At 66.3% G+C, this 13,910-nt stretch carries 13 protein-coding genes; 4 read left to right on the plus strand and 9 right to left on the minus strand.

The window, feature by feature from the left end; all coding sequences use genetic code 11:
* Positions 1-333: 333 nt before the first annotated feature.
* Entirely contained in the window at positions 334-2,355 is a 2,022-nt protein-coding gene (gene paaZ / locus JN302_RS02085; protein WP_202331448.1) for a phenylacetic acid degradation bifunctional protein PaaZ, read from the minus strand.
* A 136-nt stretch (positions 2,356-2,491) separates the two neighbouring features.
* Between paaZ and paaG the strand changes: the two genes are divergently transcribed.
* The 3 genes from paaG to paaK are packed head-to-tail and all read left to right on the plus strand — an operon-like array spanning position 2,492 to position 5,089.
* Complete coding sequence (gene paaG, locus JN302_RS02090; protein ID WP_202331449.1) at positions 2,492-3,280, plus strand: 2-(1,2-epoxy-1,2-dihydrophenyl)acetyl-CoA isomerase PaaG; 789 nt, start codon at positions 2,492-2,494, stop codon at positions 3,278-3,280.
* On the plus strand, positions 3,277-3,723 hold the full coding sequence (paaI, locus tag JN302_RS02095) for a hydroxyphenylacetyl-CoA thioesterase PaaI (RefSeq protein ID WP_244846166.1): 447 nt from the start codon (positions 3,277-3,279) through the stop codon (positions 3,721-3,723). Before paaG ends, paaI begins: the two co-directional genes overlap by 4 nt.
* Before the next feature lie 37 nt (positions 3,724-3,760).
* Positions 3,761-5,089, plus strand: a complete 1,329-nt coding sequence (gene paaK, locus JN302_RS02100) for a phenylacetate--CoA ligase PaaK (protein ID WP_202331450.1) — start codon at positions 3,761-3,763, stop codon at positions 5,087-5,089.
* A gap of 108 nt (positions 5,090-5,197) precedes the next feature.
* Here paaK and paaE read toward each other — a convergent pair whose 3' ends face one another.
* The 7 genes from paaE to JN302_RS02135 form a co-directional block, all read right to left on the minus strand.
* Complete coding sequence (paaE, locus tag JN302_RS02105; RefSeq protein WP_202331451.1) at positions 5,198-6,319, minus strand: 1,2-phenylacetyl-CoA epoxidase subunit PaaE; 1,122 nt, start codon at positions 6,317-6,319, stop codon at positions 5,198-5,200.
* Between the two features lie 12 nt (positions 6,320-6,331).
* Complete coding sequence (gene paaD, locus JN302_RS02110) at positions 6,332-6,862, minus strand: 1,2-phenylacetyl-CoA epoxidase subunit PaaD (RefSeq protein WP_202334153.1); 531 nt, start codon at positions 6,860-6,862, stop codon at positions 6,332-6,334.
* Positions 6,862-7,638 carry a 1,2-phenylacetyl-CoA epoxidase subunit PaaC gene (gene paaC, locus JN302_RS02115; RefSeq protein ID WP_202331453.1) on the minus strand — a complete coding sequence of 259 codons (777 nt, stop codon included), beginning with the start codon at positions 7,636-7,638 and terminating at the stop codon, positions 6,862-6,864. The genes paaD and paaC overlap by 1 nt, the downstream gene beginning before the upstream one ends.
* Positions 7,639-7,694: 56 nt before the next feature.
* The gene (paaB, locus tag JN302_RS02120; RefSeq protein ID WP_202331455.1) at positions 7,695-7,982 is read right to left on the minus strand and encodes a 1,2-phenylacetyl-CoA epoxidase subunit PaaB; all 288 of its coding nucleotides are present in this window, start codon (positions 7,980-7,982) and stop codon (positions 7,695-7,697) included.
* Between the two features lie 19 nt (positions 7,983-8,001).
* The gene (gene paaA, locus JN302_RS02125) at positions 8,002-8,991 is read right to left on the minus strand and encodes a 1,2-phenylacetyl-CoA epoxidase subunit PaaA (protein WP_202331457.1); all 990 of its coding nucleotides are present in this window, start codon (positions 8,989-8,991) and stop codon (positions 8,002-8,004) included.
* 110 nt (positions 8,992-9,101) lie between these two features.
* Entirely contained in the window at positions 9,102-10,016 is a 915-nt protein-coding gene (gene paaX, locus JN302_RS02130; protein WP_202331459.1) for a phenylacetic acid degradation operon negative regulatory protein PaaX, read from the minus strand.
* A 2-nt stretch (positions 10,017-10,018) separates the two neighbouring features.
* Positions 10,019-10,660 carry a TetR/AcrR family transcriptional regulator gene (locus JN302_RS02135; RefSeq protein WP_202331461.1) on the minus strand — a complete coding sequence of 214 codons (642 nt, stop codon included), beginning with the start codon at positions 10,658-10,660 and terminating at the stop codon, positions 10,019-10,021.
* Between the two features lie 394 nt (positions 10,661-11,054).
* Here JN302_RS02135 and JN302_RS02140 point away from each other — a divergent pair, with 394 nt between their 5' ends.
* Positions 11,055-11,942 carry an alpha/beta hydrolase gene (locus JN302_RS02140; RefSeq protein ID WP_202331463.1) on the plus strand — a complete coding sequence of 296 codons (888 nt, stop codon included), beginning with the start codon at positions 11,055-11,057 and terminating at the stop codon, positions 11,940-11,942.
* 4 nt (positions 11,943-11,946) lie between these two features.
* On the opposite strand, the gene JN302_RS02145 is transcribed toward JN302_RS02140, so the two are convergent.
* Positions 11,947-13,827: an adenine deaminase gene (locus tag JN302_RS02145; RefSeq protein ID WP_244846168.1), complete on the minus strand. Its 1,881-nt coding sequence runs from the start codon at positions 13,825-13,827 to the stop codon at positions 11,947-11,949.
* Positions 13,828-13,910 lie beyond the last annotated feature (83 nt).

Here is a 13,910-nt window from a genome sequence, read left to right on the forward strand (position 1 = left end):
CGCCGCCCCTCATCCGGCTGCCGCCACCTTCTCCCCGCAAGCGGGGAGAAGACCGATGTCTCCAACCGTTTCGCCAACCGTCGAGTATGCCGAACGCGTGCCGCGATCGCGGCAGGCAGTCTTCTCCCGTTCACGGGGAGAAGGTGGCGGCAGCCGGATGAGGGGCAGCGCGACGATCAGAGAGTGTCCCCCTGCATTAGAGTACTGCCAACAGCCGCCATCGCAGCTTCACAAGCTTCTACCGTGACTATGCTCCAATTCTACGCATCGGCCCGAAAATCATACGAGATTTTCGGGCCGATGCGTAGATTCAAATATCGGCCGCCCGGCAGTCTAAGCAGCCCGGCGCGCGCTCATGGTGAGCAGGTCGTAGCGGGCGACCGTCTCGTCGTTCTGGTTGAACACCTCGATGTCCCAGCGTACCTCACCATATTCGGGTGCGCGGGCGGCACGCTTCTCCTTGACGGTCAGCCGCACGCGGATCGCATCGCCGGGCGAGACAGGCTTCAGGAAGCGCAGATTGTCGAGCCCGTAATTGGCGAGCAGCGGTCCGGGCGCCGGATCGACGAAAAGGCCGGCGGCGAAGGAGAGGATGAGATAACCATGGGCCACGCGGCCGGGGAAGAACGGATTGGCGCGGGCCGCCGCCTCGTCCATATGGGCGTAGAACTTGTCGCCGGTGAAATCGGCGAAATGCTCGATGTCGGCCAGGGTGATCTCCCTCGCCGGCGTCTCGACCGTATCGCCGATGGCGAGCCCTTCAAAATTGCGCTTGAACGGATGTTCGGCCGTAGTGGGTGCGGCGGCGCCCTTGGTCCAGCGGCCGGTGAGTGTCGCCAGCCGCTGCGGCGAACCCTGCAGCGCGGTGCGCTGCATATAATGGAAGACAGAGCGCAGCCCGCCCAACTCCTCGCCGCCACCGGCCCGGCCCGGCCCGCCATGGACCAGCGCGGGAAGCGGCGAGCCGTGTCCCGTCGATTCCTTGGCGCAATCGCGGTCCACGATCAGCAGGCGCCCATGCCAGGGGGCGATGCCGAATATCAGTCGGTCGGCCACGGCGGGATCATAGGTGAAGACCGAAGCGACGAGGCTGCCCTCGCCCTTGGCGACCAGCGCGACCGCGTCGTCGAGTGTATCGTAGGGCATGACCGTCGCCACAGGACCGAAGGCCTCGACATGGTGGATCTTGTCGCCATCGAGCGGATTGGCCGCGACAAGCAGCACCGGCGCCAGGAAGGCGCCCGCGCCGTCGGGCGCATCGGCGCTGCCCAAAACGATCTCGGCCTCGGTCGCGAGTTCCCGCACCGCGTCGCAGACGGCAGCGCGTTGCGAGGTCGACGCAAGCGCACCCAGGCGGGTAGCCTCGTCGCGCGGATCGCCGGGGACGGCCGCGGCGAGCGCCGCCTTCAGACCGTCGACGACGGCGGCTTGCTGCTGGCGCGGAACGATGACGCGACGAATGGCCGTGCATTTCTGCCCGGCCTTGACGGTCATTTCGCGGGTCACTTCCTTGAGGAAAAGGTCGAATTCGGGCGTGCCGGGCACGGCATCCGGCCCAAGCACGGCTGCATTGAGCGAATCGCGCTCGGCGACGAAGCGCACCGCCTTCTCAGAGATCACCTTGTGGCTGCGCAGCCGGTCGGACGTCTCAGCCGAGCCGGTGAAGGTGACGACGTCCTGGCCGGTCAGATGGTCGAGCAGGTCGCCGGTCGACCCCGCCAGGAACTGCAGCGCGCCCGCCGGCAGGATCGCGGCCTCGACGATAAGGCGCACCACCGCCTCGGCGACATAGGCTGTCTGGGTGGCGGGCTTGGTGATGACGGGCACGCCGGCCAGGATCGCCGGTGCGAGCTTCTCCAGCATGCCCCAGGCGGGGAAATTGAAGGCGTTGATGTGTACCGCGACGCCGGCAAGCGGCGTCAGCACATGCAGGCCGACGAAGCTGCCGCCCTTCGACAGGCCTTCGGTGTCTCCGTCGATCACGAAACGCTCGCTCGGCAGTTCGCGCCGACCGCGCGACGCAAAAGCGAAAAGCGTGCCGATGCCACCGTCGATGTCGATCCAGTTGTCGCGCCGGGTCGCACCGGTGTCGGCGGCGATCTTGTAGAGCTCCTCCTTGTGCGCGGTGAGATGTTCGGCGATCGCCTTCAGCATCGCGGCCCGCTGATGGAAGGTCAGCGCCCGCAGCGCCGGTCCACCGACATTGCGGGCATGCGCGACCACCGCAGCGAAATCGATGCCCGACGTCGAGGTGCGCGCGACGACGTGGCCGTCTATCGCGCTCGCGATGTCCACGAGGCCGGCTTCCGGCGCGAACCAGCGGTCCTCGACATAACTCTTCAGGATCTCGGGCATGTGTCCATCTCCACCGCTGCGGGGCTCCTCCGACGCCTTTGCCGGTTGACAAAAGCGATGCATTGATCAATTATTGACCGAACGATCGGTTAATTCAAGTACCTTACGCGAAAATGCGTGCAATGGGAGGACAAAGGTGACGGAAACTCTATTGGTGGACCGCCGCCCCGGCTGGACGATCATAACGCTGAACCGACCCGATCGGTTGAATTCCTTCAACGAGGACCTGCACCGGGCACTCGCCACCGCGCTCGACGAGGCGGCAGCGGACGAGACATGCCGGGCCGTGCTGCTGACGGGAGCCGGACGCGGCTTCTGCGCCGGCCAGGACCTCTCCGACCGCGTCAAATCCGACGGCCCGCCCGATCTCGGCCATACGCTCGAAACCTTCTACAATCCACTCGTCCGCCGCATCCGCGCGCTGCGCAAGCCGGTGATCTGCGCCGTCAATGGCGTCGCGGCCGGCGCCGGCGCCAATATCGCGCTCGCCTGCGACATCGTGCTGGCGGCGCGCTCGGCCAGGTTCATCCAGGCCTTCTCCAAGATCGGGCTGGTGCCCGATTCCGGCGGCACCTTCTTCCTGCCGCGCCTCATCGGCGACGCCCGGGCACGCGCGCTGGTCATGCTGGCCGAGCCGCTGTCGGCCGAACAGGCGGCGGACTGGGGGCTGATCTGGAAGGTCGTGGACGACGAGGCGCTCATGGCCGAAGCCGAGGCGCTTGCCGCCCATCTGGCGACCCAGCCGACGCAGGGCCTCGCTCTCGCCAAGGAGGCGCTCAACGCCTCGGCGGCCAACGATCTCGACACCCAGCTCGACCTCGAACGCGATCTCCAGCGGCGTGCCGGCCGCACGCCGGATTATGCCGAAGGCGTACGCGCTTTCATGGAGAAGAGGCCGGCCGCATTCACGGGGAAACCCGAGTGAACCGCGAAGACCCCTCGCCCGAAGCCACGGCACGGCGCGCCGCCGACACAATGTGGGCGGCGGACCGCGCCAGCCAGGACCTCGGCATGGAAATCGTCGAGGTCGGACCCGGCCGCGCGACGCTGTCGATGCGCGTCGGCGAGGCGATGACCAACGGTCATGCGACGGCGCATGGCGGCTACATCTTCACCCTGGCCGACAGTGCTTTCGCCTTCGCCTGCAATTCTCATGGCCTAACGACGGTCGCCGCTCATTGCAGCATCACCTATATCCGGCCCGGCCGGCTCGGCGAGACACTGGTGGCCGAGGCACGCGAAGTGACGCGCTTCGGGCGCTCGGGCGTCTACGACGTCACCGTGCGGGCCGGCGGCGAGATCGTCGCCGAATTCCGCGGGCATTCCCGCACGGTCGGCGGCTCTTTCATCGACAAGGCCGAGGCCTGACCAGCCCCGGCTCGACGGACCAGGGAGGAGAACACCAATGGCGCTGCCGGCATTCAATCCCGAAGACATGAATCTCGGAAGTCTCGATCCGGTCGAGCGCGCCTCGCGCGACGAGGTGCAGTCCCTGCAGCGCGAAAGGCTCGCCTGGTCGCTGCGCCACGCCTATGAGAATGTGCCCTTCTACCGGCAGAAATTCGACGCCGCGGGTGTCCACCCCTCTGATTTCCGCGACCTGTCCGACATCGCCAAGTTCCCCTTCACGGTGAAGCAGGATCTGCGCGACAACTATCCCTACGGCCTATTCGCCGTGCCGCGCGAGAAGCTTGTCCGGATCCACGGCTCGTCCGGCACGACCGGAAAGCCCATCGTGGTCGGCTACACCAAGGCCGACATCGACATGTGGGCGAACGTGATGGCGCGCTCGATCCGCGCCGCCGGTGGGCGGCCCGGCATGATGGTCCATGTCGCTTATGGCTACGGCCTGTTCACGGGCGGCCTCGGCGCCCATTACGGCGCCGAGCGGCTGGGTTGCACCGTGGTGCCGATGTCGGGCGGCATGACGGAGAGGCAGGTCCAGCTGATCGTCGACTTCCGTCCTGACGTGATCATGGTCACGCCGAGCTATATGCTCGCCATCCTGGACGGATTCCGCAAGGCCGGCATCGATCCGCGCTCCACGTCGCTCAAATTCGGCATCTTCGGTGCGGAACCCTGGACGAATGCCATGCGCCAAGAGATCGAACGGTCCTTCGACATGCAGGCGACCGACATCTACGGCCTGTCGGAGGTGATCGGCCCCGGCGTCGCGCAGGAATGCGTGGAGACCAAGGACGGGCTGCACGTCTGGGAAGACCACTTCCTGCCCGAAATCATCAACCCCGAGACGGGCGAGCCCGCCGCCGACGGAGAGTCGGGCGAACTGGTATTCACCTCGCTCACCAAGGAAGCTTTCCCGATCATCCGCTACCGCACCCGCGATCTCACGCGGCTCTTGCCCGGTACTGCGCGCCCCGGCATGCGACGGATGGAGAAGATCACCGGCCGCTCCGACGACATGATCATCCTGCGCGGCGTCAACGTCTTCCCGAGCCAGATCGAGGAGGCGCTGCTGGCGACCGAGTGGTGCTCGGGCCACTTCCAGATCGAGCTCACCCGCGAAGGCCGCATGGATCATATGACCGTGCTCGCCGAAGCACGCGCCGAACATTGGGACGGCGAAGGTCTCACCGAACACGCGCAGCGCTTTGTCGAGACGATCAAGAACACGATCGGCATCAGCACCGCCGTGGTCATCCGCGAGCCCGAAGGGGTGGAACGCTCGGCCGGAAAGGCGCGGCGCGTGGTGGACAAGAGGCCGAAAGAATAGCGAATAGCGAATAGCGAATAGCGAAATAAACCAATGGCTTGCCACGCGAGTAGCAAGCCATTTCTCTTTTCCCTATTCGCTATTCGCTACTCGCTATTCGCTCCCTTCTCACATCTGATCAAAATCCACCGCCACGCGCGGCGTCTTCGGATGCGACTGGCAGGTGAGGACGAAGCCGGCCTCGATCTCCCAGGGCTCCAGCGAATAGTTCACGTCCATCTCCACCGCGCCGTCCAGAACCTTGGCCCGGCAGGTCGAGCACATGCCGCCCTTGCAGGCGAAGGGCAGGTCCATGCCGGCACGCAGCGCGGCGTCGAGGATCGTCTCGCCCTCGGCAACCGGCACGTCGCGGCGCTTGCCGTCGACGGTGAGCGCCGCGACATGCGCTGCCGGCGCCTCGGCCGCGACCTTCGGCCTCACCTGCGGGCGCCCGCCATGGACCGAGACGAAACGCTCGACATGGATCTTCTCCGGCGCGAGGCCGACATCCTTCAGCGCCGCCTCGATATCTTCGATCATCGTGGCGGGCCCGCAGACGAAGGCATGGTCGACCGCCGCGGCCGGCAGTTGGGCGCTAAGCAGGATGCGGACCTTCTCGCCGTCCAGCCGGCCGTTGAGGATGGGCAGATCCTGCTCTTCCTGGCTGAGCACATGGAAGACCGAGAGGCGGCCGAGGAAACGATCCTTCAGTTCCTCCAGTTCGGTCCGGAACAGCATGTCCCGGGTCGAGCGGTTGCCGTAGTAGAGAAAGAAACGGCTGTTGGGCTCCGCCGCAAGCACGCCGCGCAGAATGGACAGGATCGGCGTGATGCCGGAGCCCGCGGCGAAAGCGACATGGATGCGGCCGTCACCGGCCGCGTCGCCGAGGCCGAAGCGGCCGGTCGGCGTCATCACGTCGATCTCGTCGCCGGCCTTGAGATTGTCGTTGATCCAGCCGGAGAACACGCCGTCCTCCACGCGCTTGACGGCGACACGCAGTTCGCCCTCGTCGGGGCCCGAACAGATCGAATAGGAGCGGCGCAAATCCTCGCCGTCGACCGTTGCACGCAGCGTCAGATATTGGCCGGAATGGAACCGATAGGCGCCGGCCAGTTCGCGCGGAACGGTAAAGGCGATCGACACGGCATCCTCGGTCTCGCGCCTCACATCGGCGATCGCGAGCCGATGGAAATGCGGCGACGGACCGATGGAACGGGACGGATCGAGGTTCTGGTCGACGGCGACGGACATGATCTCAGGAACCTAGTGGCATTTGAAATAATCGAAGGGCTCGCGGCAGGCCTCGCAGCGCCAGAGCGCCTTGCAGGAGGTCGAGCCGAATTCGGCAAGCAGCGAGGTCGAAGTCGAGCCGCAGCGCGGGCAGGCGACCTCGTCCCTGCCGAACAAGGCGCGCCGGCCGGCGGCTCGCGACGGCGGCGCAATGCCGTAGTCGCGCAGCTTTGCCCTGCCTTCCTCGCTCATCCAGTCCGTGGTCCAGGCAGGCGACAGCACGGTGACCACCTTGACGTGATCGAAACCGGCCTTGGCCAGCGCCAACTCGATTTCGAGCGCGATCATGTTCATGGCCGGACAGCCGGAATAGGTCGGGGTGATGACGATCTCGATGTGGCCGTCGCTATACCGCACGTCACGCAGCACGCCGAGATCCTCGATCGACAGCACCGGAATCTCGGGGTCGCAGACCGCGCCCGCGATGCGCCTCACTTCGGCGAGATCAGGCAGGCCGCGGGCCGCAGCCAGCGCCGAAGGCTCCGGATGCGGGATGGCGGCCATCACCAGACCGCTCCCGGCACGGCGCGCTGCACATATTGCAGCTCGGTGAGCAGATGGCCGAGATGCTCGCTGTGGCGACCTGAACGGCCACCCTTCTGCATCCAGCCGTCGGCGGGCACGGCGAGGCCCGCTTCCTCGAAGACCGGCCGGATCGCCTCCCGCCAGGCAACCCGCAGTTCTTCCGGGTCGACGCCGATGCCGGCCTCGATGACGGCGCGATCCGCCTCGTCGACTTCGAACAGCTCGCCGGTGAAGGGCCAGAGCAGTTCGAGCGCATCAAGAATCCGCCGACGGCTTTCGTCCGTGCCGTCGCCCAGCCGGATCACCCATTCGGCCGTATGGCGCACATGATAGGCCATTTCCTTCTCGGCCTTGGCGGCAACCGCGGAGAGCGTGGCGTCCTTCGACGCCATCATCGCACGCCAATAGAGGTCGGCGAAGGCCGCGTAGAGGAACTGCCTGAGGATGGTCCGGGCGAAATCGCCGTTGGGCTGTTCGACCAGGAGCAGGTTGCGGTAGTCGTGCTCGTCGCGGCGATAGGCGAAGGCGTCCTCGTCATGGCCGGCGGCCTCGATCTCGCCCGCATGGGCATAGAGCGAGCGCGCCTGGCCAATCAGGTCGAGGGCCATGTTGGCGAGGGCCATGTCCTCTTCCATCATCGGTGCATGGCCGCACCATTCGGACAGGCGATGGCCGAGCACCAGCGCATCGTCGGCGCGGCGCAGCACGTAGAGGACGTGCGGCGTCTCTTCCACCGTTATGGACCCCGAAGCCATGACTTCCTCCTGATCGACCGATCTTGCTGCCCTGCCCCACTACGGGGGCGGGGATGTCACATGTGACCGATGTCTTCCGGCACTTCGTAGAAGGTCGGATGGCGGTAGATCTTCGAGGCGGTCGGCTCGAACATCATGCCCTTGTCGGCGGGGTCGGAAGCGACGATCGCCGCCGACGGCACGACCCAGATCGAAAGACCCTCGCCGCGCCTTGTATAGATGTCGCGCGCCGCCTGCAGCGCCAGAGTCGCGTCGCTGGCATGCAGCGAGCCGACATGCTTGTGGCTCAGGCCGTTGCGGGAGCGGATGAAGACTTCCCAAAGCGGAAAAGCGGTGGTTGCCATCTCGGCGTCCTTTCAATCTCTAGGCCGCCTTCGCGGCCTGCCGGCGCTTCTTTGCGGCATAGGCCAGGGCCGCGTCGCGCACCCATGCACCGTCGTCATGCGCCTTGCGGCGCGCCGCCAGCCGGTCGCGATTGCAGGGACCATTGCCCAAAATCACCTGGCGGAATTCTTCCCAGTCAATCTCGCCATATTCCCAATGGCCGGTCTTCTCGTTGAATTTCAGCGCGGGATCGGGGATCGACAGACCGAGATATTCAGCCTGGGGCACCGTGGCGTCGACGAATTTCTGCCGGAGTTCGTCATTGGAGAAGCGCTTGATCTTCCAGCGGGTCGAGGCATCCGAATGCTGGCTCTGCGCATCGGGCGGACCGAACATCATCAGGCAGGGCCACCACCAGCGGTTCAGCGCGTCCTGCGCCATGGCGCGCTGGGCCTCGTTGCCGCGCGAAAGCGTCAGCATGATCTCGTAGCCCTGGCGCTGGTGGAAGGACTCCTCCTTGCAGACGCGGATCATGGCGCGCGCATAGGGGCCGTAGGAGCACCGGCAGAGCGGAATCTGGTTCATGATCGCCGCGCCGTCGACCAGCCAGCCGATCGCGCCGATGTCGGCCCAGGTCAGCGTCGGATAGTTGAAGATGGAGGAATATTTCGCCTTGCCCGACAGCATCTGGTCGACGAGCTCCTCGCGCGAGGTCCCGAGCGTCTCGGCGGCGGCATAGAGGTAGAGGCCGTGACCGCATTCGTCCTGCACCTTGGCGAGCAGGGCGGCCTTGCGGCGGAGCGACGGCGCGCGCGTGATCCAGTTGCCCTCCGGCAGCATGCCGACGATCTCGGAATGGGCATGCTGGGAGATCTGCCTGGTCAGCGTCTTGCGATAGGCGGCCGGCATCCAGTCGTTCGGCTCGATACGCTCCTCGGCATCGACACGCTCCTGGAACCGCTCGAGCAATGCGGCGTCCTCGACCTGACCGCCGGCTTCTGGATTTGCGTTGAGAGCCTGCGTGTACATGGCATCCTCCTCAGATTAGAAACATTCTATGTTACAAGAATTCTGAATGCAACAATTTTCTGTAACATATTGCGATATGGCAGGGTGGACGGCCACAGATGCGTGCTGCATCAGGCCGCGAAGCGCTTGTTGATGTCGGACGCCGGTTTGAGCGGCTCGCCATCCTCGCCCAACGCATGGGCGTCGAGCCAGCGTTCAGAGGGCTGCAGCAGCGCGCGGTAGAGCTCGCCACACAGCAGGCGGGCCTCCTCGGCCGGCCAATGCTCCGGCAGGATCGCCGCCGGCAGGAGCGGATCGCGCAAGACAACGCGCCGATATTCGTGGATGAGCAGCACGCGGGCGACCAGAGCGTCGAGGTCGGTCGGCACGGCGCCGCCGGCGAGCGCCGTGCGCATCGGCGCGAAGGCTGCGACAAAACGCCGATAGGCCTCGCCGATCGCCTGGAGCGGCCAGCTTCGCGCCGCCAGAGCGCTCAACTCGGCAGTATCGCCGCTGGCCTTCAGCTTGAGCTCGTTGGCTGCCGCAGCCGGGATCTCCTCGCCGGGCGGTCCGACCCAGAGGCCGGGCGCCGGGCTGCCGAAGCCCGCCGACTGCAGCGCGCCGCGCACGGCCTCACGATCGGTACTTCCCGCGGTGACGATGAGGTCGAGCCGGCCGTCCCACAACGAGGGGCGTGGGAAATAGATGTGCTGCGTGGCATGGGCGAAGGTCGCACTGCCTTTTTCCGCCAGCCGATAGAAACTGTTGCGCCCGGACTTGCTGCGTTCGAGCCACCCGTCGCTGGCGAGCCGCGACATCGCCGTGCGAACCACGCCCTCCGCGACATCCATCGCTCTGAAGAAGGAGAGCAGTGTGCCGAGCCATACCGAACCGCCGCGCGGCACGATCGCGTCGCCATAGATGGTGATGATGATCGACCATGTGCGCGAGGGCTGTTCGCGCAAGCCGGCGAGCGTCGCGTCGAGAACCTCGTGGAAGCGGCGCGGATCGCCGGCGCGAACAGCGGGCGCCGGAGCCTCGTTCATGGTCATGCCCCGCGGCGCCGGGCCGGCTCACTCTGGACAGCGGATACTGCAGCGGCCGCTTCGTCGGCGCCCTTCAGGATCAGTTCCGAAGCGAAACGCGCATAGTCGTCACGCGACATTCCGCCCCCCTTGCGAAACCAGAGATAGTGCCAGTTGAGCATGCCGAACATCGACATTGTGAGCGGCTTGAGGGATGTGCTCCGTCCGATGTCGGGCAACGCCTCCGCGAGCGCATCCGACAGGAGCTTGACGAGCACCCGTTCCAGAGCCCGCAACTGTTCCTGGCGGGGCTCCGGAAGCAGCTTGAGATTGGCGATCTGGATCTGATGCTCGGCATCGGCGTCGCGATAGGCTTCGAGCAGCGCCTGGGCGATGGCATGGACACGGGCTCGCGGCTCGGACGTCGTGGCGGCAGCCCTCTCCACGACCTCGACAAGTTCCTCCAGATGCGCCGACAATATGTCGAAGAGCAACGCCTCCTTGTCGGGATAATAGTGGTAAAGCAGGGCCTTGGAGACGCCGCAGGCCTCGGCGATCATGGTGATCGAGGTGCCGGAGTAGCCGAACTGGGCGAAGAGCTGGGCGGTGCGCTGCAAGATGGCGAGGCGCTTCGCGTCATAATCCTGGGCGCGCGTGCGTGCCATGTCGGTCCTTTTCGCCTTCCCGGTCCTTTTTCGCCTTCAAGGCCGAGCCGAGCCGTTCTCCCACACGGCAGCTCGATAAAATTATCCGAACGCTCTATCAATTTTCACCATGCGCGTAAACCCGGCGCCAGCGCGGGACGGCGGAGGAAGCTGACATTCGGTGCGTCCTTCGAGGCTCGCTTCGCGAGCACCTCAGGATGAGGGAGGCCGGCGCCAGGCGCCCAAGCTGGGGGACGTCGGCACTACGCATTTCTGGACAAAGGAGCCTTGGCACTGCGTTCCTCATCCTGAGGTGCGAGCGCAGCGAGCCTCGAAGGATTGGATGTGGCGGCGCCATTTTCCATGATAGGTTACGGGCGATCGACCGACGAGCGTCACAGCAGGGGTGGGTTCGATGAGCGGCAGGGAAATTGAGGGCGTCAGGACGCTGCTGGCGTCGCTTCCACGACCGACGAGCCTCACCGAGCGGCGCGAACGGCTCGATACGGTCGCATCGGTGGACGGCGTCGCCGCCGACATCAGTTTCGAGCCGGAGACCGTCGGCCACTGCGAGGCGGAATGGTCGCTGGCGCCCGGCAGCGACGCCTCCCGCGTGCTGCTCTTCTTCCATGGAGGCGGCTATTGTTCCGGCTCCATCCGCAGCCACCGCCGCATGGTCTCCGAGGCGGGGCGGGCGGCAGGCATCCGCACTTTGGCGGTGGCCTATCGGCTGGCGCCGGAAAATCCGTTCCCGGCCGCACTCGAGGATGCGTTGGCGGCCTTCGAGTACCTGCTCGGACGCGGCATCGGCGCAGGCCACATCGCCATCTCGGGCGACAGCGCCGGCGGGGGCCTCTCCCTGGCGGCCATGACCCGCCTTCGCGACCTTGGCAAGCCCTTGCCCGGCTGCGCCTGGCTCGTCTCTCCCTGGGTCGACCTGGAGATGAGCGGGGCCAGCATGGACACCAAGGACGCGGTCGACCCGCTGATCCACCGCGAGTATCTGCAGGAACTGGCCTCGTCCTATCTTGGCCGGGCAAATCCGCTCAGCCCGCTCGCCTCGCCGCTTTATGCTGATCTCTCGCGGCTGCCCCCCACCCTTGTCCAGGTCGGATCGGCGGAGACGCTGCTCGACGATGCCGTCCGCATCGTCGGACGGCTGGGTGCGGCCGACGTGGCGGCGAGCCTGGAGGTGTGGCCGCATATGATCCATGCCTGGCATCTATGGTCGCCCCGCCTGAGAGCGGGCCGCCAGGCGACCGCTTCAGCCGGCGCCTTCATCAAGCGGCATCTGGCGCGGTGACCGGCTACCACACCACCGGGTGGGTTGCTCCGGTCTGCACATTGACGAAGCCTTCCGGCGCCTTCGGTCCGGGCGCGACCAACACCCAGCGCCAAGGCGCGCAGGTGAGCGTCGCAAAGGCGAGCCGCTCGGGAAAACCGGGGCCCCAGCGCGGGTGGAAGCTCGGCTCGTAGAGCCAGTCGATCCTGGCTCCCTCGGCATAGAGCTTCTCCATCTCCTCATGCAGTTCTTGTGCCGAACGGCATGACATCAGGCCGCCCACCTCATATCGCACCGTGGCGACCAATTCGCCCTCGCGCACCAGCGCCCAGCCGCCCTTGTTGCGGGCGAGCGCATTGACCGCGGCGGCCATGGCCTCGTCGGACGAGCCGACCACCCAGACATTGTGCTTGTCATGGGCGACGGAGCAGGCGAGCGCCGTATCAGGGGTGCGCGGGCCGCAGCCGAGCCAGAACATGCGCGACACGCCCGCCTCGCCGGAGAAACGATCGACCACGGCGAATTTCGTGACATTGGCGTCGGCATCGCGCGCGACCTGGCCGTCGACGACCGGAAGCTCGCGGGTGATGAAATCGTCGGTCCAGTGGAAAGGCCGCAGCAGGGCGGCGTTCATGGTGGTGCGCCCGGGCTGCGCGGGGATCACGAAATCCTCCGCCGTGAGATCCCGCCCGATGCGGATCGTATCCGTCGCCCAGCCGGGCCAGGCGATATCGGGAACGGGTGCGAGATAGTCCGTGCCGTGCGACACCTGCCGGCCGTCCGCCCAGACCTTGGCGATCTCGAAGCGCGCGAGGTCGGACAGGAGTACGATATCGGCATAGCGGCCGGGCGCGATGCTGCCGACCCAGGGCGTCAGCCGCATATGCCGGGCCGGGTTGATCGTGACGGCCTGGATCGCGATCTCGGGCGGCAGCCCGGCCTCGATGGCGAGGCGCACATTGTAGTCCGTCGCGCCGAGGCGCAGCGTGTCGGAAGCGCTGCGGTCGTCGGTGGCGAAGGCCACCTGCGACCAGTCGGCCAGTCCCTTGTCCAGCAGCCCGCGGATCACCTCGGGAAGGCTGTGCACGCGCAGTTCCATGAACAGGCCGCGCGACAGCTTTTCCCAGAACTCCTCGACGGTCCAGGCCTCGTGATCCGAAGCCAGGCCGGCCGCGGCGAAGGCATTGATCGAAGGGATATCGCGCAGCCCCGCCGCGTGCCCTTCGACGACACCGCGCTGTTCGAAAGTGGCGCGGATCATGCCCCACAAGCGGTCATAGGAAGGATTGTCGGGGTTCCACACGGCCGGCCAGTCCATGACCTCGTCGAGGCCCGCGACCATCAGGCTCTGCGACAGGAACGCCTTCTGCTCGCCGTAGCCGAACCAGCCGCCGCCATGCTCATAGGCGGTCGGCGGCACCGCCGAACCCGGAAGGGGAAAGATCTTCATCGGCGACCCGCGCCGGCGCGCCTCGAGCCAGAAGGCAAGGTTGTTTGCGCCGTCGACATTCGAGAATTCGTGGCTTGCCTCGCAGGTCCAGGTGTTGCCGCGCGGCACGACGAGGGCTGCTTCCCATTCAGGCGTGATATGGGAGCTCTCTATGTGCTTGTGGACTTCGCCCAATCCGGGGACCGCCATCAGATCGGGCTCGTGCGCGCGTTCGGCCACACTGCCCTGATATGCGCCTGCCGGACCGACCCAGGCGATGCGCCTGCCCTTGATGACGATCTCCTGGTCGTTGCGCCAGGTGCGGGTGTGGACGTCGAGCAGCCTGCCCACCCGCAGGGCCCGGTCGGCGGGCCGCCGCCCCAGCGCCACCAGCGCCAGATCCTGGCGGATGCGGATCTCGGCATCGGCGGCGATCTCGAGATCGTCGGGCAAGGGATCGGCGGGACACATCGTCATGACTTGGATCTCTTTCCTGCAGGCACGTGCGGGGGGCTGGCGCCGAGCAGCGCGTCGCGTGATGGTTTAGGCCGCGGCGGCGC

This window comes from Mesorhizobium sp. L-8-3 (assembly GCF_016756615.1).
Taxonomy (GTDB): domain Bacteria; phylum Pseudomonadota; class Alphaproteobacteria; order Rhizobiales; family Rhizobiaceae.

Bases quoted from the DNA above. Each gene is read 5' to 3' on its own strand.
- paaZ (WP_202331448.1), bottom strand. From the start codon at position 2,355: ATGCCCGAGATCCTGAAGAGTTATGTCGAGGACCGCTGGTTCGCGCCG.
- paaK (WP_202331450.1), top strand. From the start codon at position 3,761: ATGGCGCTGCCGGCATTCAATCCCGAAGACATGAATCTCGGAAGTCTC.
- paaE (WP_202331451.1), bottom strand. From the start codon at position 6,319: ATGTCCGTCGCCGTCGACCAGAACCTCGATCCGTCCCGTTCCATCGGT.
- paaD (WP_202334153.1), bottom strand. From the start codon at position 6,862: ATGGCCGCCATCCCGCATCCGGAGCCTTCGGCGCTGGCTGCGGCCCGC.
- paaC (WP_202331453.1), bottom strand. From the start codon at position 7,638: ATGGCTTCGGGGTCCATAACGGTGGAAGAGACGCCGCACGTCCTCTAC.
- paaB (WP_202331455.1), bottom strand. From the start codon at position 7,982: ATGGCAACCACCGCTTTTCCGCTTTGGGAAGTCTTCATCCGCTCCCGC.
- paaA (WP_202331457.1), bottom strand. From the start codon at position 8,991: ATGTACACGCAGGCTCTCAACGCAAATCCAGAAGCCGGCGGTCAGGTC.
- paaX (WP_202331459.1), bottom strand. From the start codon at position 10,016: ATGAACGAGGCTCCGGCGCCCGCTGTTCGCGCCGGCGATCCGCGCCGC.
- JN302_RS02135 (WP_202331461.1), bottom strand. From the start codon at position 10,660: ATGGCACGCACGCGCGCCCAGGATTATGACGCGAAGCGCCTCGCCATC.
- JN302_RS02140 (WP_202331463.1), top strand. From the start codon at position 11,055: ATGAGCGGCAGGGAAATTGAGGGCGTCAGGACGCTGCTGGCGTCGCTT.
- JN302_RS02145 (WP_244846168.1), bottom strand. From the start codon at position 13,827: ATGACGATGTGTCCCGCCGATCCCTTGCCCGACGATCTCGAGATCGCC.